This window comes from Vibrio sp. SCSIO 43153 (genome assembly GCF_023716625.1).
GTDB classification, from domain to species: Bacteria; Pseudomonadota; Gammaproteobacteria; order Enterobacterales; family Vibrionaceae; genus Vibrio; species Vibrio rotiferianus.
In genome coordinates this window covers 1,898,848-1,917,765 of record NZ_CP071855.1, presented here as the reverse complement: position 1 = coordinate 1,917,765, position 18,918 = coordinate 1,898,848, and the positions used below count along the sequence as shown (strand labels likewise).

Below are 18,918 nucleotides of genomic sequence, written 5' to 3'. Positions count from 1 at the left end.
GGTGTTTAAGGTGGTATGCGGCGGCATCGGCATTGCGTTGCTCACACCTTAACAGGGCGTTATATCCTCACGCATTCAATTTTAAAGTAGATATATGATAGAGAGAGCAAATGACGTTAATAAGTTTTGCTGACATGGAAGATAAGTTCACAAAAGAAGTGTTAGAGCAGGAAGCTTCTTGGCACCCAGACGCAGAGTTAAGTACTTTTTCAATGGCTGCTGGGTATGCGATGGGACATGGTTATAAGCAAGGTAAGGCTTATATGTTTGCTATGGATTTAATGGACAAAGGTTTGGTATTCGATGACTAAAGAACAAGATTTGGTAAGTAAAGAGAAGTTTCTAGCATTAAAGAAGTCGTTTATTGAAAATGTAGAAAGCAAAAGTGGCGGATTTGAGCCTCATGACAATTATTGCTGGAGGTCGGTGATAACAGGTTACGCGCTAGCGAATGGTTTTTCACATGATGAGGCGTATCAATTTGCGCGCGAAATGTCTCTCTAGAAAAGGTTCTGAAAGCCAATTGAGAACGGATATAACAAATTGTTCAAGAGGGATTCGCAACGCGTGGCATTTTTACTATGCGTTGGTTTAAGTGATTAAGGTGGCATGCCGCTGCTTCGGTATTGCGTTGCTCACCCCTTAACAAGGCGTTATGTGCTTTGGTGGAAATGAATATGGAAATCACAATCAGACGTATCGAAACAGAACGTATCGAAGACAAAGGTATATTCGAGACCATGTTTAGAGAGTATCTATCTGGATTCTCAGTTGAACTAGATCTCTCAGTAACTGCTCAGCTATTTGCGTTGCCATATTTCCACGGATTTATCAGTTTTGTCGACAATAAGCCTGCTGGTTTTGCGGTTTGCTTTGAATCGTTTTCAACTTATCGTGCGCAAAGAGTGATGAATATCCATGACTTTATGGTGTCGGACAACTTTCGTGGTAAAGGTGTTGGCAAGGCACAACTGAATGGTATCGAACAGTATTGTCGTGATAATGATTACCTCAAAATCACATTAGAGGTTGGTGACGATAATGTTGCAGCTAAAAAACTCTATAGCTCATTAGACTACGAAGATTACAGAGTAGTTTTGAAAGGGCAGCACCATTGGCACAAGTACCTCAATTAGCACGCACATAACAAACTGTTCAAGAGGGATTCGCAACGCGTGGCATTTTCACCGTGCGTTGGTTTAAGTGTTTAGGGTGGCATGCGGCGGCATCGGTATTGCGTTGCTCACCCCTTAACAGGGCGTTATGTGTCTTGGTCAGGATTACGTCGAGCCTGCTACTTAAAATGAGATAATATCTGCTTTTAAATGAATTACAGGGAGTGTAAATGAAAAAAGTCGAACGATTTGAGTCACTAATCAGAGTTATGGATGTGGTTCTAACATGTCTAGCGGTACTCATAGTGGCAGTTGGTATCTTTTCTACTGTCTTGCATGGAATTCAACTAGGTATTGGCGCTCTCGTATCTGGGATAATGCTATGGATAGCCAAATTTTTCATATGTGGCATATCATATACACTGATTCAAATAGCAAAAAATACTGCTCCAAAAGTTTCGGATGAAAACACATAACAAACTGTTCAAGAGGGATTCGCAACGCGTGGCATTTTCACTATGCGTTGGTTTTAGTGCTTAAGGTGGTCTGCGGCGGCTTCGGCATTGCGTTGCTCACCCCTTAACAGGGCGTTAGTCGCCAGAAAAAGCTAGTAATCAAAATCACGTTTCTAAGCTTAAAATTTGGCTGATGATCGTTTGATACGCAGGTGCGTCGTCGATGGTCAAAACTCAATTTCAGCTGTTCTAAGTCCAAAGTTGTGTAAGTGTCCAAGCGGTTTTTTGTTCTTTGGTGCTGACAGAACAGGGCGATCGAGCGTCTGTTCTTGGTTGAAACTCTGCCCGGTGAGTTTGTTGGTTCAAAAGCAGATCTACTCGCTGAAAAGTCGTCTTCTCTAGTGTGGTAAGTTCCACGTGGTTTCAGTGGCTTTGTTGAAAGTCCGCACTGTTAGATTGGTTTTCCAAAAGCGCTTTTTTTGTGTTGTCAGTCCGTTTTCTACGGCGCTTTATGTTCCAAGTGGTTTCATTGAGTAGCTGCATTGAGACTACGCCTGGCTTAAGTGCATCAAAGCACATAAAGTTTGTTGTTCGCAAAGTTTAGTTCGGCTTAAAATTGTCGCTCGGTGCCTCGCGACTAACAAACTGTTTAAGAGTGATTCGCAACGCGTGGCATTTTTACCATGCGTTGGTTTTAGTGTTTAAGGTGGTATGCGGGAGCTTCGGTATTGCGTCGCTCACACCTTAACAGGGCGTTAGCTCGCAAGTGAAAATATTAAATTCAGAGGTTAAATGAGAAAAGAAATTCCCGCTCCAGTGATTGCGGTTTTGTCAGAGAATTTATCAGCATTAGAGACTCATGCGAGTCTAGATAACCTTTTTCTATATGCCGATGCACCAGGTGAAGCTCCTGAAGGATCTAAACCAGTAAAAGTGCAATCATGGCTAAGGCGCATAAATAAAGAATCACCTGAACCTATTAAGATTCTTGGTAAGTTGATTGAAACTTATATGGAAATCCCTGACCAAGATGAAGAGGATGTTTTTGTTTGGGGTCACAATGTAACGAATCATAAAAAAGAATTTAAGGAAAAGCTCCAGTCAATCTTATCAAAATGCAATCTTCTATACATTTCAGGTGGTTTGATTTCTGATGGCAGTGCTGCACCAAGTAAGTCTTTATCTGATTTGATTAAAGGTAAAGATATACCCTCGATCGAAGCAGAGTTTACTCGCGCTCTAGCAAACGTAAATTCGGAACCTCGCGAATCTGTATCCGCAGCTTGCAATATACTTGAATCAATTTTTAAGGTTTATATTGCAGATGAAAGCCTCCCACAGCCACAGAAACAAGATCTCCAAAACGTTTGGAAAGTTGTGCGAGGGGACTTGGGTTTTGACACCAAGTTAGTACAAGATGACGATCTTAAAAAAATACTTTCTGGCATCTTATCGATAGTTGATGGAATTGGTGCTTTCCGTACTCATGCTAGCTCTGCACACGGTGAAGGAAGAGTTATGTATAAGCTGAAGCCCAGACATGCTCGACTAGCAATTCACTCAGCCCACACAATTGCTCTATTTGTGTTGGAAACTTGGGACGAAAAACGCAAGATTGCGAGCTAACAAACTGTTTAAGAGTGATTCGCAACGCGTGGCATTTTTACTATGCGTTGTGTTTGGTGTTTAAGGTGGTATGCGGGAGCTTCAGTATTGCGTTGCTCACACCTTAACAGGGCGTTATATTTCAATCAAAGTTGGTTAGATAATAAAAAGGTAAAGTGATGGGAAATGAAGTTCTTACGAGTGATGTATTTAAAACATCTCGTGAGTTACCATTAAACTATGTATCAAGAAAACATGCAGATCAGTGTTTTCTTGATGCTTTAACAGAAGACTCTCATTTAGTTATTCATGGAAGTTCAAAGCAAGGGAAAACGTCTCTTCGAAAGAATAACTTGATGGAAAAAGACTATATAGACATAACATGTTCTAATAATTGGGATTTGGATGACCTCCATGTTGCAATATTAAAGGAAGCTGGATATACGGTCACGACATCAGAATCGAAAACTATAAAAGGTAAAAGTAAAATTCGACTCAAGTTTGAATTACCTTTCGTAAAGGGTCCTTCGGTAACGGGAGATGTTGGATATGAGCAAGCCAAACAAGTCAACAAACAAAATCTAGAACTTGATCCTGGTGATGTGAATGATGTCATTCGAGCTTTGTCTGAAATCAACTTCGAACGTTACATCGTCGTTGAAGATTTTCACTATCTACCTGAAGATACGCAAATTGATTTTTCTATCGCGTTAAAAGCATTTCATGAAGCCTCAAAATTGTGCTTTATTATTGTCGGTGTTTGGCTAGAAGAAGATAGGCTAACTGTTCATAACGGAGATTTAACCGGTCGAGTTACCTCAATCAACGCAGATTTGTGGAAAGAGGAAGACTTAGATGAATTATTTACCATTAGTGAATCTCTGCTCAATATTTCTTTCGCAGAACAATTTGTGCAGGACGTCAAGAAATACTGTAATGGTAGTATTTTCTTAGTTCAACGGTTATGCCATGAATCCTGTAAAGCTAAGGATATTACAAAAACTCAATTAGTAACCACTTTAGTTGGCGATGACTTTGATGTTCAAGCAAAAATCCGAGAGCTACTAGAAAGTCAAAACTCACGTTATCTACGATTCCTCACAGATTTTAGTGCCGGGTTTGACCAGACAAAGTTGGATTTATATAAGTGGATATTATTTGCGCTAATTGAAACTGAAACTCAAGCTCTAGAAAAAGGTTTGCCAGCAGCAGCAATTCGACGAATTATTGAAAAGAAACACCCAAAACGCAGTGAGTTAAGCCATAAGAAGCTCTTACAAGCACTAAGGAAATCTGTCGATCTTCAGGTTAAGAGCCGAATACAGCCAATAGTTTTTGAATATGACTCGAATACAACACGCGTCAAGATAGTAGATCGTTCTTTTCTACTTTGGAGAGAGTTTCAAGACAAAAACGATCTTTTAGACCACGCCGATTTAACCGACGAAATCAAAACTAACATCGTAACTGAAATATAACAATCTGTTTAAGAGTGATTCGCAACGCTTGGCATTTTTGCTATGCGTTGCGTTTGTGTTTAAGGTGGTATGCGGTGGCTTCGGTATTGCGTTGCTCACACCTTAACAGGGCGTTATGCAAATGGAGTAAAAATGAGAATTTTTGAAGCTGATAGCGCTATGAAAGACGCTGTTGGTCAGTTTTATAAAGAGCAGGGCTATCATAGCGCTTGGTCTAATACTGAAAGAGCATTTATCTGCCTAAACGATGGTGCGATTATCGGCTCAGTGAAAGTTGAGCTTATCAATGACGTGACGATACTCAGGGGCATGTACATTGCGAGTGAGTTTCAAGGTCAAGGTTTAGGACTTCAATTTCTTAAGCACATTGAGCCTGTTTTAAATTTGCGTACCGCCTATTGTATGCCTCTTGCTCATGTAACAGATTTCTACAAGCATATTGGCTTCAATGAAGTTGAAGAAAGTCAGTATCCTGAGTTTCTACAACAACGTTGTGAAAAGTATCGTGAAATGGGGTATTCGATTACAACGATGCGTCGTGAACAATTTGCATAACAAAGCATTCAAGAGTGATTCGCAACGCTTGGCAGTTTCGCTTCGCTCAAGTATAGCCAAGCGCTGCTCACACCTTAATGCGGCGTTATGTGCTTTAGTGGAAATGAATATGGAAATCACAATCAGGCGTATCGAAACAGAAAGCATTGAGGACAAAAGTATATTCGAGACTCTGTTCAAAGAGTATTTATCTGTATTCTCAGTTGAACTAGATCTCTCAGTAATTGCTCAGCTATTTGCGTTGCCTTATTTCCACGGATTTATCAGTTTTTTCGACAATAAGCCTGCTGGTTTTGCGGTTTGCTTTGAATCGTTCTCAACTTATCGTGCCCAAAGAGTAATGAATATCCATGATTTTATGGTGTCGGACAACTTTCGTGGTAAAGGTGTTGGCAAGGCGCAACTGAACGGTATCGAACAGTATTGTCGTGATAATGATTACCTCAAAATCACACTAGAGGTCGGTGATGATAATATTGCAGCTAAAAAGCTCTATAGTTCATTGGACTACGAAGATTACAGAGTGGTTTTGACAGGGCAGCAACATTGGCAAAAGTACCTCAATTAGCACGCACATAACAAACTGTTCAAGAGGGATTCGCAACGCGTGGCATTTTCACTATGCGTTGGTTTAAGTGATTAAGGTGGTGTGCGGTGGCTTCGGTCTTGCGTTGCTCACCCCTTAACAGGGCGTTAGGCATCAAAGGTTACAAATGTACAGCTCGATATTGATAATATTGTTTGGTCTTTTGGTTTCACTTGGTGCAGTTTCGGGTACTTGCACACAGGGAGATGATGGGCGTTTTTATGCTTCGATAATGTATGGCTCAGTACTGTTCATTCTCATCATAGTCAGGCTTCTTCGAGAAAATAGAGGTTCAAAATTTATATCGATTACGCCCTTAATTGCTTTGTTGGCTGCTATGTCGGTAACTTATTTCTGGGCTCCTTTTGTAATTGAAACGACCATTGAAGGTCATCATTTGTGTGGCAAAGAATTTGATTCTCATTTGGTAGAGTCTGATGCCTTGTCTAGAGGCATACCAACGCTTCATATTGTTTTCTCGTTGGTTATTTTCATGCTTTCATTTTGGAAGTTAATTAGGTGCAAAACGGGTAAGTAGTTTGTGGTGGCAAGATGCCTAACAAACTGCTCAAGAGGGATTCGCAACGCGTGGCATTTTTACTATGCGTTGAATTTAGTGATTAAGGTGGTTTGCGGCGGCTTTTGCATTGCGTTGCTCACCCCTTAGCAGGGCGTTAGGCATCTTTTCGAACCTAAAGGAGTAGGTATGTCGAAATTATTAGTTTACTTAACTGCGCTATTCTTTTTGCTCTACGGAGCTATCTTTGCTGTGTTCCCTGTAGATATGGCAAACTTAATTACAGGCTCAAGCCCCAATTCTACCTCAGCAACTATTGATTTTAGGGCTACGTATGGTGGTGCCCAGTTTGCAATCGGTCTTGCTTTGATACTCGTCCTAAAGATTAAGCAAGATGTCACTTTGGCTTTAATCATTGTAGCTATTACATTGTTATCTATGGCGTTTGGTCGTCTAATTGGTATCTTGTTTGACGGTCAACCTAATACACTAATGTATGTTTATTTAGTTGCAGAGTTAGTTTTTGGGTTATTGGCTCTATTCCTGAGAAAGTCAGCGGCACTGGTAACCAATGCCTAACAAACTGTTTAAGAGGGATTCGCAACGCGTGGCATTTTCACTATGCGTTGGTTTTAGTGTTTAAGATGGTATGCGGCGACTTCGGTATTGCGTTGCTCACCCCTTAACAGGGCGTTAGGTGCTTGAAGGAAAAGGTAAGTATGGAAATTGCTTTTCAGCAGATAAACATTGATGATTTCGAATTGTGCGTAGCTGTGAGAAAAGATGCATACTTTTGTAGTTTTGGGCATTACGATGGTTTCGACGACTTCATCAGTGGTTATCGTGAACGAGTATTAGACCGGCTAGCAACATCAGGATGGTTCTATATCCATATATTTGTGGATGGTCAGTTTGCAGGGCAGTTAGAGTTTCGTAGCTTTTCACCCGAGCCGGAGACTGGCTATGTGCATCTCATTTACTTAAAGCTGAATTTTCGTGGTTCAGGACTCGCTGCAAAATTGCAGGATTATATTGTAAGCGCGTTGAGTACAGCGGGTTGTTTGCGTGCTGTACTTTCAGTAAGTCGAACTAACCATCGAGCTCTCACATTCTACAAGCGCCATGGTTGGGAGTTCGTGCGCAAGAATCCCAAGCACGATGAAACCGACTTTTACCAACTTTGGCTACGCACCTAACAAACTGTTCAAGAGGGATTCGCAACGCGTGGCATTTTCACTATGCGTTGGTTTTAGCGATTAAGGTGGTATGCGGCTGCTTCGGTATTGCATTGCTCACCCCTTAACAGGGCGTTATAAATATTGGAGCATCCGTGAAAGATAACATTCGATACTTCAAACAAAAGCTCAGTGAAATCTACGATATCAATGTCACTGAGGTTACCCATCTATCGAGTATGCATGAGTTATATCAACTCAAAACAGTTTGCTCTAACCAATATATTGTTAAGCTTTATAAAGCTAGTGATTGCTCTTTATCGCACTTGACGTCAATGACCGAGTTCAATGCTAGCTTGAAAGCTAATGGGGCTTCCGTAACCGTCCCTGTTCTTGGAGCTGATGGTAAGTATGTCCAGCATATTGGTGATAAGTATGCAGTGTTAAGCCATTTTGTACATGCTGACAAGGTGTCCACTATCAGTTCTTCTCAATGTTACTTATTTGGTCGAGAGTGCGCTCGGCTGCATTTAACAGAGAGTCGGCAAGATTTTCCGCATAAAAAAACTGAAGAGCTGCTGACTTCCCCTTTGCTCAATATCAGAGCCGGTTATAGCCGCAAGCAAGAACAGGTTGGTGTTATAGAAACCTTAGCTACACAAGCGGAGGTCAACTTGTCCAAGTTGCCTTTGCCGGAGGTTTTGTGTCACGGAGACTTCCATTGGGGTAATGCAATCTTCTCACCTCAGCAGATCACGATCCTTGATTTTGACTTTTGTTGCAGAAGTTGGCGAATATACGATCCAGTAGTCTTCTTGTGGAATCTTCTATTCACTAATAGTGACAATATTAAACGACAATGGTCATCATTTCTAAGTGGTTACCAGTCAATTTCAGCACTTTCTGAAGACGAGCTTGGCGCTATTCCTTGGTTGTTGATAGCTCATAATATTTGGCATATTGGTTTCATCGGTGGGGCAACAATTGATGAGTGGGAATTTGATGATTACTGGTTCGATCGTAAGTTCGAGTTGTTTGAGGTAATTGGAGAAATGTACCCATAAAAATATTTATAACAAAGCGTTTAAGAGTGATTCTCAACGCTTTGCATTTTGGGTTTGTATCGGCTTTAGTGTTTACGGCACAATGGGTTAGGTTTGGTGGTCGCGTTGTTCACACCTTAACGCGGCGTTAGCTGAAAGGAGATAAAACTGAACATGAACGAAGTATATTTTAAAGGGCACATAACAGACTCTTTCTTTTTCAAACCTTCACAATTGTACGATGAAAATCGAAAAATTTTAAAAGACTTATCCCACATAGAAAAAGGCGAATTGTATTTCATTGTCGAGAGAGGCAGGGTTAGGATTTCTCCAAAATCTATGTCAATGACCAGAGATGGTTATATCACGTTCGACTTGGTTGGTGATTCTGGTCATATAGCTACCCCTACCATTGAGTCTTCTCGACTGTTCATCGACCTAGGCAACAAGTTCAAGGAGATATATGGTAGTTGGAGTAAACTCCAACAATATGTGGTGAAAGTTGACAGCAAGTCTGAATATGATCTTCTTCAACGACAGGGGAGCTCTCTCCCGAAAATTGGCGTGAGTTTGGTGCCAGAGAAACAGAACAAAAAAAACTTTGTTATCAAACTCTATACGCCTGATGGGCAAGTCAATGACATGGAATTCCAACTCCATAGCATAATATCAGAGTATGAACTTGAAACGTTTGATTTCCCTAAGATCGTGTATATAGGGAAATCCAGTAACTTGGAAGACAGGATATACAAGCATGAGAAGATACAACAAGCGTTGGCTTGTTGTGATGATGACTCTGATATATATCTTTATGCTTTCCAGTTTGATTGTGAAAAAATAATTAAGGAATGCATCAATGGTGTGAACTATCTTCGAAGTGGAGACGTTGATGATATAACCCGTGATGACAGGCGAACAATCGTAGAAATAGGCCTGATTAACTATTTCAAACCACAGCTAAACGTTCATTACATTGGTGATGATCTCACGAATATAGAAGTTATTAATAATGTGTTATTAGATAAGTTTACACATATATGTGTAGAACTTATCTTTGACCCAGGTGTATTTTGGAAGTTTGGAACTCAGAGTGTTGCCTGTAGTTACGAGCATATGCATATTATTAAAATTTAAGCTAACAAAGCATTTAAGAGTGATTCCCAACGCTTGGCATTTTTCATTCCATCGTTGGGTTTTGTGTTTACGGTGGTATGGTTGAGTTTCGTGGTCGCGTTGCTCACACCTTAATGCGGCGTTATGTTTAAAGGATGAAAATGTCTGCTATCAACAATGTGAGCCTCTTCTTCGCGATTTACTTTGGTATTTCAATCATTGTATTTAGACTGCCATTTGATATGTCATGTGCGTATTTTGACTTCATTGTTTATCTATTCTTGCCTGTTTGTTCAGCTTGCTACTTAGCATTTGTAATTTTTGGAAAAGTGAATGGAAAACGTGTATGGGCAGTGATGGCTCATAGACTTAGCCATAAAGCAGGTTTCAATAGATGGCAGGTGTTAATATTCTCTGGGCTTTTTGCATACCCGATTATCGCAATTCTTCTATTACCTTTTCTTCGTGGCTTATTGATTGCCACGATTTTGACAGGGCAAGACTATTGTTATGTCGGTAAACTCTCAAACGTAGCCGAGGGTAGGCGGGTTATGTTGGGTCTCAGTGATGTCACGATTGAAGCCTCTCAGTCGAATCGTACTTTTTGGTATTCTACGAAAAAGCTGATGGGAGGTAGTATTGATATAGGTGGCACTGTAGAAGCTTGTGGTAAGCAGGGTTGGCTTGGGTTTTACATTGAAAGGGTGTCTGCGCGTGGGGAATAAACATAACAAATTGTTTAAGAGTGATTCGGCACGTGTGGCATTTTTACTATGCGTTGGTTTTAGTGGTTAAGGTGTTATGCGGCGGCTTAGGTATTGCGTGCCTCACACCTTAACAAGGCGTTAGGCATTAGGAAATCATATGGACCAATACAGAACGATTGAAGAATATAACGATGTTAAAGATGCTCTGGTAACTATGTGCGGTATGCTACTTTTTGAATTCGCAAAAGAATCTGATTTAAGTATCAAAGATACAATATTGCGTAACTTTCTTGCCAAAACATCTATGAGTTTGAAGGGTATTTTTGCTTTATGGGAAATCGAAAATTATCAAGATTGTTGGGCTATTTATAGAGCACAAATGGACCGGTTTTTTCATTTAGAGCACATTGCTAAACACGATGAATTTGAGTTGTTTGATGATTGGTCTATTTACAGGCAGTTTCAAGCGCACAACTTAGCGAAAAGTGACAAGAGATTTCCAATTGAGCAAACATCCCAAGTGTACTACTTTAATGACAATTTTGCTGCAAAGGTAAAGTCTGTACAAAAAGCCAAACCTAAATGGAGTCGCCCGAAGGCAGAAAGTGTTGCAAAGGAAATCGGGATGGATTTCTTATATAAATTTGGTTATGACCTTGCGTCTATGCACGTTCATCCGATGTCAAACGATGGGCAACAAGATTTTTTCACTATTACTGGAATTGAATCTGTAGATAAATTCCCCTCACAAATTGCCGTAATTCACAATTCTATTTTGACAACAACAATGATTGTTCAAAATGTATTCAATTATAGTTCGTTCCAATGGCGTGCTGTTCTTTTTGATTTTATTGATCACATTAGGGACGCTATTTGTACAGGTAACAAAGAGTATATGTTGACGTATATGAAAATTGTAAAATTCAAACACGATAGTCAGAGTTTATCGGTAAAAAATGCCTAACAAACTGTTTAAGAGTGATTCGCAACGCGTGGCATTTTTGCTATGCGTTGCGTTTAGTGTTTAAGGTGGTATGCGGTAGCTTCGGTATTGCGTTGCTCACACCTTAACAGGGCGTTATGTAACCCAAGAACCTCAGTGTATTTAATTAAAAGAAATAGGGTATATGAAGTATTTAGATCGAGAGTTTAAAGGTCCATTTGACCTAGGTGATAAGAATAAACCCGATAGCTCAGGTGTTTACATACTGACTTCGAAGAGTGATGAAGAATCTAGACCTTTATACATTGGTAGAGCAGCTAATATCAAAAATCGGCTAAATCATCTTTCTTCAAATCCGAGGCTTTCCAAAGCGTTTAGCGAGAGAGTAGTTGACAGCTATTTCTATTTACCTATTGAGAAAGACAAAGGGAAAGAAGCATATGAGTTCGAACTGGAACTAGTTAAATATTACGAGCCTTGTTTAAACTCGATGTATAGTAGGTTTGATGCTCAAGAAGCTATTTTTCGAGCGAGAGAAAAAGAGAAGAGTAGTTCTAGAAAAAGTTTATGGTCATTGACATTTTTGAGTTTTGTATTGGCACTGACTTCTATGGTGGTTTCCGTATTTGTTTCTAGTGGCTCTTACACTTCTAAAGAGAAACTTCAGAAGCAAATTATCACTGCTATAGGTAATGAAGCAGACCTTAGAGCTATTAAGCATATCTACATGAATCGGGAAAAGTCGAGTGGCGGGCTACTTAAATCATTGTACTCCGATTCAAATGTATATCCCTACAATGTGGCGTTATCTGTTGTTTTGGAAGACATCCGTACACAGCAATTTTTGAACGGTGAAGATAAGTCCCTGCTACCGGCAGTAAACAAGTTAATTGATAACCATACTCATATAAACCCATTCGATCGCCTAGAGTCAGTTCAACGAGACTACTTTGAAAATATCCAGATAAAACTAGGAAAAGACTATGCTCAAGTGTCTATTGAGGTTAATAAACTAGCCGACGAACTGTACAATAAAAACTCTTTAGTCGATCAATATTTGAAAGATTCCACTACGAGTTTTTGGGTATCAGTGACAGCTTTGTTATTTTCGATCCTCATAAGTGCTTATCAGCTATACAACGGTCGAGACTCCCGGACAAAAAGAATGATGTTAGAGGCTTATTCTGAGTCACTGGGAAAAGGTGATTAAGGTCTACATAACAAGCAATTTAAGAGTGATTCAGCACGCTTGGCATTTTCGGCTTGGGTCTAGTTCTGTGTTTACGGTGACCTAATCAAATATTGTGGCAGCGTGCTTCACACCTTAATTGGGCGTTATACGATTAAGGAGAAAAATGAAGCCTGATTTACACGGAAGTAGGGTTGTATTGAGGTCAATTCAAATGGAAGATTCTGATGACTTGTTTGAAATTTATGGTGATGTTCAAACAATGGAATTTGCCTCAGATCCGGTTTTTCCATCGAAAGATTTGATATTCCAGATGCTAGAAAGCGTCGCCCAATTAGAAAAGTCGGGTGAATCGCTGGAATGGGCAGTTTTAGAGCAATCGACCAACAAAGTTATTGGAACTTGCGGTTTACATAGTTTTAGTGATTGTGGTCGTTCATGTGAGGTTGGATGCTTACTTAATTCAGCATATTGGCGACAAGGCTATATGTTGGAAGCTCTCAGTTTATTATTTTCTCACGCAAAATCTGTGGGCATTGAAAAATTGTATGCAGACATTGATGAAGGTAACTTTCGGTCTAAAGCTCTGTTTGAAAAATTAGGTTTCAAAGCCCAAAAAGGTCTCTTTCAGCGCTCGTTGTGAGAAATCGTATAACAAATTGTTCAAGAGTGATTCGGCACGTGTGGCATTTTTACTATGCGTTGGTTTTAGTGATTAAGGTGGTATGCGGCAGCTTCGGTATTGCGTGCCTCACACCTTAACAAGGCGTTAGCATTCGTCAATCACTTATGCATTTGGAAGTAAAAAAATGATTCATATTATATTCGTATTTCTCTTTTATTTAATAATTTATGCTCACATACAAAATATAAGAAGTAAAGAAATAGTCTTGGATGCGAAAAATATTGAGAGAATTCAAGCGTTTCATTTACTAGCTTGCTATATGTATAGCTTCACGATTATTAAGCTATACGACGTTGATTATGGTCTATATTCATTGGTTTACGCATCTATTTTCAACCTTATTGCTTTGGAATATTATTGGTCAAAATACCACCATCTTGTCGGTGGTATAAAGAAAACTATTACGTACTCTCTGGCTAAGTACTTTTTCCCATTATTAGTTATTGCATTTTGTGCTTACTCTTCGAGCATGATTTTAGAAGAAATTACTAAAGTTCCTTCTTCTACAATGGCTCACCATGTTTCTATTTATTCATTTGGGTTGTTTCTTTTGATATCGTTAATTTCTATGTTGTTCATAATTGAGCTGGCTGTTCCTATCATCATGCTAAAAGACATAATTACGATTAATGGAAAAGAACACATGACAGAAAATATTATGATAGTTTTAGTGATGACTATGGCTCCTGCATTAATCGTTACTAAACTTGCGCAGGGAAATTTGTTTAATGCCAAGTTTATTAGCTCAATGTTATATGAAAGTTACCATTCGAATGAAAATGCAGAGTGCCCAAATGTTTCAGTGGACTCACGATTTCATTGGATTTCCACAAGTGAAGTTTCAACTGTAAAGTATAACAAGGAAGCTGGTACTTATATTTTTGGCAAAGATGAATGCTAACAAAGCATTTAAGAGTGATTCCCAACGCTTGGCATTTTCAGTTCAAGGTTGGGTTTCGTGTTTACGGTGGTAAGGCTAAGTTTCGTGGTAGCGTTGCTCACACCTTAATGCGGCGTTAGGCCTCTCTTCATCGCTTGGAATTTATCAATAAGGTAATTATGGCTTCAAACAAAAATCAACATTATGTTCCGCAATGTTATCTAAAAAATTTCTCAACAGATGATTCAAAAGCATCGATCTGCCTCTACAATCTGGATAGGAAAAAATTAGTAAAGACTGCTCCAATCAAGAACCAGTGCTCGAAAAACTATTTTTATGGTGAAGACCTAGTTTTAGAAAAAGCATTACAACCTATTGAGGGTCGATTTTCTGCAATGGTTCGCACCATAGAAGAGCCAAACTATATTCTGAGCGAAAAAGACGAGGCTTTCTTAAAACAGTTTTGGCTACTTCAATACCTAAGAACGGAAGCTGCATCACGTCGAAATGTTGAGTTAACTGAGGGGATGAGCCAGGTCACAGGAGCAACTGATTTTAAGTTAGAAATTAAGGATGCTGTTCAACAATCAATGCGCTCGTTTTTTGATGTTAAATATACAGTTAGTGACCTGAAAGTTTGTTTGGTTAAAAATAATACAAGCACAGATTTTATTACTTCGGATGACCCCGCTGTACTTACGAATTGGTGGCATTTGCTTGATAAAAGAGCAGAATTACAGTCATTTGGTTTAGGTTCTGCTGGCTGTTTACTAATTTTGCCTTTGTCTCCAAAGGTGTTAATGGTTGCATATGATGGTGACGTATATAGTCTCCCAAAGAACAAAGGGTGGTTGCGCCTTAAGAGTAAATTTGATGTCGATTCTTTCAATTACTTACAAGTATTAAATTGTCGGGCTAATTTGTATGGTTGCAAAACAGACATAGAGAAATACTTTGTGCGTTTACATGACAAAGTGATAAATATTAAGCCAAAGCAAAGACACAAAATCAATTATGCGATTTTGGATGAGGTGAGTGATGGTGCTAAAAGGTATAAGTTAGTTGAATCTCCGGACGTTGAAGAACATGAAGAGGCATTAGTTCACTGCCAACCTATCTATGTTGCACCACCTACGTGGCCAAGGGCAATTAAGTGGAAAAATAAAGGCTTTGTTGTCACGAATGGAACGGGTGCTGGATTTATCAGGTTATCTAGGGTCCAAGAGATAGGCACACGAGACTTCTATAAATTACCATCCCGCGAGGCCTAACAATTTGTTTAAGAGTGATTCGCAACGCGTGGCATTTTTACTATGCGTTGCGTTTAGTGTTTAAGGTGGAATGCGGCAGCATCGGTATTGCGTTGCTCACACCTTAACAGGGCGTTATGCGTAATTGATGGAGTACCGAGAATTAGATGGAAGTAGTAGAGGCGGAAAAATCGGATTTAGATTCATTCTTTGTGTATCTAGAAAATCAGCTGTCTGAAAATGGTAATGGAGAAGTTCCTCTTTTCCAGCCAATGTCCAGAGAGCAAAGTGAAATTCCAGAAACAACAAAAGATAAGTTTATCCAAGGCTTTTCTCATCAGTTTGGCGACTTAGGTTGGAGAAAACTTTGGGTTGTAAAAGACACCTCTGGAAATATCAAAGGTCATATCGATCTTCGCCACCACAGTGATGAAAGCTGTTCTCACAGAGTTCTATTAGGTATGGGCGTAGATGTTTCTTACCGGAAGCAAGGTCTTGGTCAAAGGCTCATTGATGCTGTTATAAATTTCTGCCAAGAAAAAGCTGAAATTGACTGGCTTGATCTTTGTGTATTATCAGAGAATTTCCCAGCAAAGAACCTCTACCTAAAGGCAGGGTTCAATGTTGTTGGAGAGTTCAAAGATCAATATAAAATCGACGGTTTATCAGTCTCGGAAACAGCAATGACAAAGTACGTCAAAAATTACGCATAACAAACTGTTTAAGAGGGATTCGCAACGCATGGCATTTTCACTATGCGTTGGTTTTAGTGTTTAAGGTGGTATGCGGCGGCTTCGGTAATGCGTTGCTCACCCCTTAACAGGGCGTTATGCCCTTTGGGAGAAAATATGCAGTTTTACAAAGCAGATGAGTATCAGGCATCTTGTGAAAACCTCTATCGAAAGTACGAGCTTCAGATAGCTGCTTTACTTCCAGGCGCAACAATCGAGCATATTGGAGCTTCTTCTATCCCTAATGCTGTGTCTAAAGGAGACCTAGACATACTTGTTGGTGTTAGCGGTAACGCGCTAGAAAAAGCAGTGACGTTACTTTCTAGTTTAGGTTTCAACGAAAAATCCAATACGTTAAGAACATCAGAGCTCTGCATGCTGGAAAGTAGCTCAGGTGAAGATGTCGCTTTCCAAGTCGTAGCGAATGGCTCAGAATTTGACTTCTTTATAGGTTTTCGGGACAAGCTCCGCGAAAGCCCTCAGTTGGTTCAACAGTACAATGAACTAAAAATGTCTTGTACAGGCTGGACTCACGAAAAGTATCGTCGAAAAAAGTCGGCTTTTATTGAGCGCGTTTTAGGACAGGCATAACAAACTGCTCAAGAGGGATTCGCAACGCGTGGCATTTTTACTATGCGTTAAATTTAGTGATTAAGGTGGTTTTACGGCAACATCGGTATTGCGTTGCTCACCCCTTAGCAGGGCGTTAGTACGGGGTTGACATTACAGGTCATAAGTTTTGGTGTTTATTTGTTTTTGTGCTCGTCTTTACACCTTTCAGTTAGTACCTTTCACGTTCTTTCCGGTGGCACTATATGCGGAGTGTTTGCTTTGATTTCACCGTTTACGGTGTCTAACTCTTACCCTATTTCTTTGGCGCTTCTTCTCTTTCGTGGTTTTTACGAAGTCAGAGTTGTCTTTCTTTGGTATTGCCGTCGAAGTGCGAGGATCGAATCCTTTTCTAATTTGAAGCCAGTGAAAGTAGGGCAGTTCAGTGCGTTTTTCTTCTAGCCAACTTTCGTCTTTCAATCGGGGTAAAGTTTTGTAGCTGCCCGTCTCACTTCAGTGTTCAAAGCCTTTCATATTATGCCAGTTTTCAATATCTTGGAGCGCATAAATAGAAGTAGCGCATGTACTAACAAATTGCTTAAGAGTGATTCATAACGCGTGGCATTTTTACTTTGCGGTGGCTTATGTGATTAGGGCGCTGTGCGGTAGCTTTTGTATTGCGTTACTCACACCTTAGCAAGGCGTTAGTACGGGTTTGACATCAAAGGTCATAAGTTTTGGTGTTTATCTGTTTTGGCGCTCGTCTTTACACCTTTCCGTTAGTGCCTCTCACGTTCTTTCCGGTGGCACTATATGCGTTGTGCTTGCTTTGATTTCACCGTTTACGGTTTCTAACTCTTAGCCTATTTCTTTGGTGCTTCTTCATTGTCGTGGTGGCTTTTGAGAGAACCTTGATTACGTTTGGTGTGGTTGTTGAAGTACGAGGAAAGAATCCTTTTCTAATTTGAAGCTAGTGAAAGTAGGGCAGTTCAGTGAGCTTTTCTTCTAGCCAACTTTCGTCTTCCAATCGAGGTAAAGTTTTGTAGCTGCCCGTCTCACTTCAGTGTTCAAAGCCTTTCATATCATGCCACTTTTCAATATCTTGGAGCGCATAAATAGAAGTAGCGCATGTACTAACAAATTGCTTAAGAGTGATTCGTAACGCGTGGCATTTTTACTTTGCGGTGGCTTATGGTGATTAAGGCGCTGTGCGGTAGCTTTTGTATTGCGTTACTCACACCTTAGCAAGGCGTTAGCCTACCTTTCAAAGTTGGAAAAATGGATGACTAGTTTGGAATACGACCAAAATGAAATAAATAAGGAAGGCTGGGAAAAGGTTGCCTTGGCGTATTCGGGAGATTCCGCCTCAGAAGATGACCCTAACTTACGTGAGTTTGCGAGGAATGAATTTATAAAACGCCTTGATGGAAAACACATTTTAGAGGTTGGTTGTGGGCCAGGAACGGACGCAGCAAAATTTCATGAGCTAGGTTTTGAGGTTCTTGCCACTGATTATTCCTCTAGGTTTTTAGATGTTGTTCGAGAAAGATACCCGTACTTAAAAGTTAAGCTTTTTGACATGGTACAGCCTGAGTCCTTACATCAAAAATTTGATGGAATATATGGTTTTGGCAGCTTCATTCATATTCCTAGAGAACTGTGTTGCGAGTCACTAAGAAACCTCAATGGGATTTTAAAGCGTGGAGGCGTTCTGTGTTTGCAGTTGATCCAATCTTCAAAAGGCATTGAACAATACTATATTGATGATTGGGCTGGTGATCCTCAATGTTCAATGTTATTCAACTGCTATGCCCCTGTAGAAATTGAAGCGAAGTTAAGACTTGCTGGGTTTACCGAGGTAGAGTTTCTGACGATGCCAGCAAGCATTTATGATGAAATTCCGCGCTTGATTGAGCGAGGGATCACAGGGTACTTTGTTTTCGCTCGAGCGGCATGAAACCGAACCCTAATTTGGGCTTGTAGGCTAACAAACTGTTCAAGAGGGATTCGCAACGCATGGCATTTTCATTATGCGTTGGTTTTAGTGGTTAAGGTGGTATGCGGCAACTTCGGTATTGCGTTGCTCACCCCTTAACAGGGCGTTATGTTTACTTGTATTTCAAAGGCTTAAATATCTTAGGCTCAAGTTCTTTGTCCCTCAGGCGTTTTGTTCCTAGTAGACTCAGCAAATCAGTATTGTCGGCCTAAGTTCTTGAACTTCTTAGGCAGTAAAACATGCAAATGTTCGTGGGTTGCTTCATTGTCAGGTCGAGCAGGCTAGGTTTCAGTTCCTCTGGCTTAAAGTCGCTTTGAGGTTCTTTCCCAAGCAACATCCTACCTTG

At 40.1% G+C, this 18,918-nt stretch carries 21 protein-coding genes; all 21 read left to right on the top strand.

Annotation, left to right across the window (positions count from 1 at the left end):
- Window positions 1-110: 110 nt before the first annotated feature.
- On the top strand, window positions 111-311 hold the full coding sequence (locus J4N37_RS09260; RefSeq protein WP_206974492.1) for a hypothetical protein: 201 nt from the start codon (window positions 111-113) through the stop codon (window positions 309-311).
- A complete protein-coding gene (locus J4N37_RS09255; RefSeq protein WP_025543657.1) occupies window positions 304-504 on the top strand; it encodes a hypothetical protein in 201 nt (66 codons plus the stop codon). The genes J4N37_RS09260 and J4N37_RS09255 overlap by 8 nt, the downstream gene beginning before the upstream one ends.
- 173 nt (window positions 505-677) lie before the next feature.
- Window positions 678-1,136 (top strand): GNAT family N-acetyltransferase, encoded by a 459-nt coding sequence (locus tag J4N37_RS09245; RefSeq protein ID WP_252040653.1) that lies wholly within the window; start codon window positions 678-680, stop codon window positions 1,134-1,136.
- Window positions 1,137-1,345: 209 nt separating this feature from the next.
- The gene (locus J4N37_RS09235; RefSeq protein ID WP_049538704.1) at window positions 1,346-1,591 is read left to right on the top strand and encodes a hypothetical protein; all 246 of its coding nucleotides are present in this window, start codon (window positions 1,346-1,348) and stop codon (window positions 1,589-1,591) included.
- A gap of 771 nt (window positions 1,592-2,362) precedes the next feature.
- Window positions 2,363-3,196 (top strand): abortive infection family protein, encoded by an 834-nt coding sequence (locus J4N37_RS09220; protein WP_252040680.1) that lies wholly within the window; start codon window positions 2,363-2,365, stop codon window positions 3,194-3,196.
- A 158-nt stretch (window positions 3,197-3,354) separates the two neighbouring features.
- Entirely contained in the window at window positions 3,355-4,653 is a 1,299-nt protein-coding gene (locus tag J4N37_RS09210) for a hypothetical protein (RefSeq protein WP_252040678.1), read from the top strand.
- Between the two features lie 132 nt (window positions 4,654-4,785).
- Window positions 4,786-5,208 carry a GNAT family N-acetyltransferase gene (locus tag J4N37_RS09200; RefSeq protein ID WP_238818746.1) on the top strand — a complete coding sequence of 141 codons (423 nt, stop codon included), beginning with the start codon at window positions 4,786-4,788 and terminating at the stop codon, window positions 5,206-5,208.
- Between the two features lie 97 nt (window positions 5,209-5,305).
- Window positions 5,306-5,776 (top strand): GNAT family N-acetyltransferase, encoded by a 471-nt coding sequence (locus tag J4N37_RS09195; RefSeq protein ID WP_503048341.1) that lies wholly within the window; start codon window positions 5,306-5,308, stop codon window positions 5,774-5,776.
- 724 nt (window positions 5,777-6,500) lie between these two features.
- On the top strand, window positions 6,501-6,890 hold the full coding sequence (locus J4N37_RS09180; RefSeq protein ID WP_252040674.1) for a DUF4345 domain-containing protein: 390 nt from the start codon (window positions 6,501-6,503) through the stop codon (window positions 6,888-6,890).
- 140 nt (window positions 6,891-7,030) lie between these two features.
- Window positions 7,031-7,507, top strand: a complete 477-nt coding sequence (locus J4N37_RS09170; RefSeq protein WP_252040585.1) for a GNAT family N-acetyltransferase — start codon at window positions 7,031-7,033, stop codon at window positions 7,505-7,507.
- Window positions 7,508-7,641: 134 nt separating this feature from the next.
- Window positions 7,642-8,550, top strand: a complete 909-nt coding sequence (locus J4N37_RS09160; protein WP_252040587.1) for a phosphotransferase enzyme family protein — start codon at window positions 7,642-7,644, stop codon at window positions 8,548-8,550.
- Between the two features lie 153 nt (window positions 8,551-8,703).
- Entirely contained in the window at window positions 8,704-9,663 is a 960-nt protein-coding gene (locus tag J4N37_RS09155; protein ID WP_252040672.1) for a hypothetical protein, read from the top strand.
- Between the two features lie 140 nt (window positions 9,664-9,803).
- Window positions 9,804-10,367: a hypothetical protein gene (locus tag J4N37_RS09150; protein WP_252040670.1), complete on the top strand. Its 564-nt coding sequence runs from the start codon at window positions 9,804-9,806 to the stop codon at window positions 10,365-10,367.
- Window positions 10,368-10,506: 139 nt separating this feature from the next.
- Complete coding sequence (locus J4N37_RS09140; protein ID WP_182020257.1) at window positions 10,507-11,313, top strand: DUF5677 domain-containing protein; 807 nt, start codon at window positions 10,507-10,509, stop codon at window positions 11,311-11,313.
- A gap of 163 nt (window positions 11,314-11,476) precedes the next feature.
- Window positions 11,477-12,502: a GIY-YIG nuclease family protein gene (locus J4N37_RS09130; RefSeq protein ID WP_252040666.1), complete on the top strand. Its 1,026-nt coding sequence runs from the start codon at window positions 11,477-11,479 to the stop codon at window positions 12,500-12,502.
- A gap of 145 nt (window positions 12,503-12,647) precedes the next feature.
- Window positions 12,648-13,124, top strand: a complete 477-nt coding sequence (locus tag J4N37_RS09125) for a GNAT family N-acetyltransferase (RefSeq protein WP_154204511.1) — start codon at window positions 12,648-12,650, stop codon at window positions 13,122-13,124.
- 247 nt (window positions 13,125-13,371) lie between these two features.
- Window positions 13,372-14,067: a hypothetical protein gene (locus tag J4N37_RS09115; protein WP_252040664.1), complete on the top strand. Its 696-nt coding sequence runs from the start codon at window positions 13,372-13,374 to the stop codon at window positions 14,065-14,067.
- A gap of 158 nt (window positions 14,068-14,225) precedes the next feature.
- The gene (locus tag J4N37_RS09110; protein WP_252040662.1) at window positions 14,226-15,317 is read left to right on the top strand and encodes a DUF4238 domain-containing protein; all 1,092 of its coding nucleotides are present in this window, start codon (window positions 14,226-14,228) and stop codon (window positions 15,315-15,317) included.
- Between the two features lie 146 nt (window positions 15,318-15,463).
- Window positions 15,464-16,009 carry a GNAT family N-acetyltransferase gene (locus tag J4N37_RS09100; RefSeq protein WP_252040659.1) on the top strand — a complete coding sequence of 182 codons (546 nt, stop codon included), beginning with the start codon at window positions 15,464-15,466 and terminating at the stop codon, window positions 16,007-16,009.
- A 135-nt stretch (window positions 16,010-16,144) separates the two neighbouring features.
- Window positions 16,145-16,618: a GrpB family protein gene (locus tag J4N37_RS09090; RefSeq protein ID WP_252040657.1), complete on the top strand. Its 474-nt coding sequence runs from the start codon at window positions 16,145-16,147 to the stop codon at window positions 16,616-16,618.
- Window positions 16,619-17,858: 1,240 nt separating this feature from the next.
- On the top strand, window positions 17,859-18,533 hold the full coding sequence (locus J4N37_RS09070; RefSeq protein WP_252040655.1) for a class I SAM-dependent methyltransferase: 675 nt from the start codon (window positions 17,859-17,861) through the stop codon (window positions 18,531-18,533).
- Window positions 18,534-18,918: the final 385 nt, after the last annotated feature.

Bases quoted from the DNA above. Each gene is read 5' to 3' on its own strand.
- J4N37_RS09260 (WP_206974492.1), top strand. From the start codon at position 111: ATGACGTTAATAAGTTTTGCTGACATGGAAGATAAGTTCACAAAAGAA.
- J4N37_RS09255 (WP_025543657.1), top strand. From the start codon at position 304: ATGACTAAAGAACAAGATTTGGTAAGTAAAGAGAAGTTTCTAGCATTA.
- J4N37_RS09245 (WP_252040653.1), top strand. From the start codon at position 678: ATGGAAATCACAATCAGACGTATCGAAACAGAACGTATCGAAGACAAA.
- J4N37_RS09235 (WP_049538704.1), top strand. From the start codon at position 1,346: ATGAAAAAAGTCGAACGATTTGAGTCACTAATCAGAGTTATGGATGTG.
- J4N37_RS09220 (WP_252040680.1), top strand. From the start codon at position 2,363: ATGAGAAAAGAAATTCCCGCTCCAGTGATTGCGGTTTTGTCAGAGAAT.
- J4N37_RS09210 (WP_252040678.1), top strand. From the start codon at position 3,355: ATGGGAAATGAAGTTCTTACGAGTGATGTATTTAAAACATCTCGTGAG.
- J4N37_RS09200 (WP_238818746.1), top strand. From the start codon at position 4,786: ATGAGAATTTTTGAAGCTGATAGCGCTATGAAAGACGCTGTTGGTCAG.
- J4N37_RS09180 (WP_252040674.1), top strand. From the start codon at position 6,501: ATGTCGAAATTATTAGTTTACTTAACTGCGCTATTCTTTTTGCTCTAC.
- J4N37_RS09170 (WP_252040585.1), top strand. From the start codon at position 7,031: ATGGAAATTGCTTTTCAGCAGATAAACATTGATGATTTCGAATTGTGC.
- J4N37_RS09155 (WP_252040672.1), top strand. From the start codon at position 8,704: ATGAACGAAGTATATTTTAAAGGGCACATAACAGACTCTTTCTTTTTC.
- J4N37_RS09150 (WP_252040670.1), top strand. From the start codon at position 9,804: ATGTCTGCTATCAACAATGTGAGCCTCTTCTTCGCGATTTACTTTGGT.
- J4N37_RS09140 (WP_182020257.1), top strand. From the start codon at position 10,507: ATGGACCAATACAGAACGATTGAAGAATATAACGATGTTAAAGATGCT.
- J4N37_RS09130 (WP_252040666.1), top strand. From the start codon at position 11,477: ATGAAGTATTTAGATCGAGAGTTTAAAGGTCCATTTGACCTAGGTGAT.
- J4N37_RS09125 (WP_154204511.1), top strand. From the start codon at position 12,648: ATGAAGCCTGATTTACACGGAAGTAGGGTTGTATTGAGGTCAATTCAA.
- J4N37_RS09110 (WP_252040662.1), top strand. From the start codon at position 14,226: ATGGCTTCAAACAAAAATCAACATTATGTTCCGCAATGTTATCTAAAA.
- J4N37_RS09100 (WP_252040659.1), top strand. From the start codon at position 15,464: ATGGAAGTAGTAGAGGCGGAAAAATCGGATTTAGATTCATTCTTTGTG.
- J4N37_RS09090 (WP_252040657.1), top strand. From the start codon at position 16,145: ATGCAGTTTTACAAAGCAGATGAGTATCAGGCATCTTGTGAAAACCTC.
- J4N37_RS09070 (WP_252040655.1), top strand. From the start codon at position 17,859: ATGACTAGTTTGGAATACGACCAAAATGAAATAAATAAGGAAGGCTGG.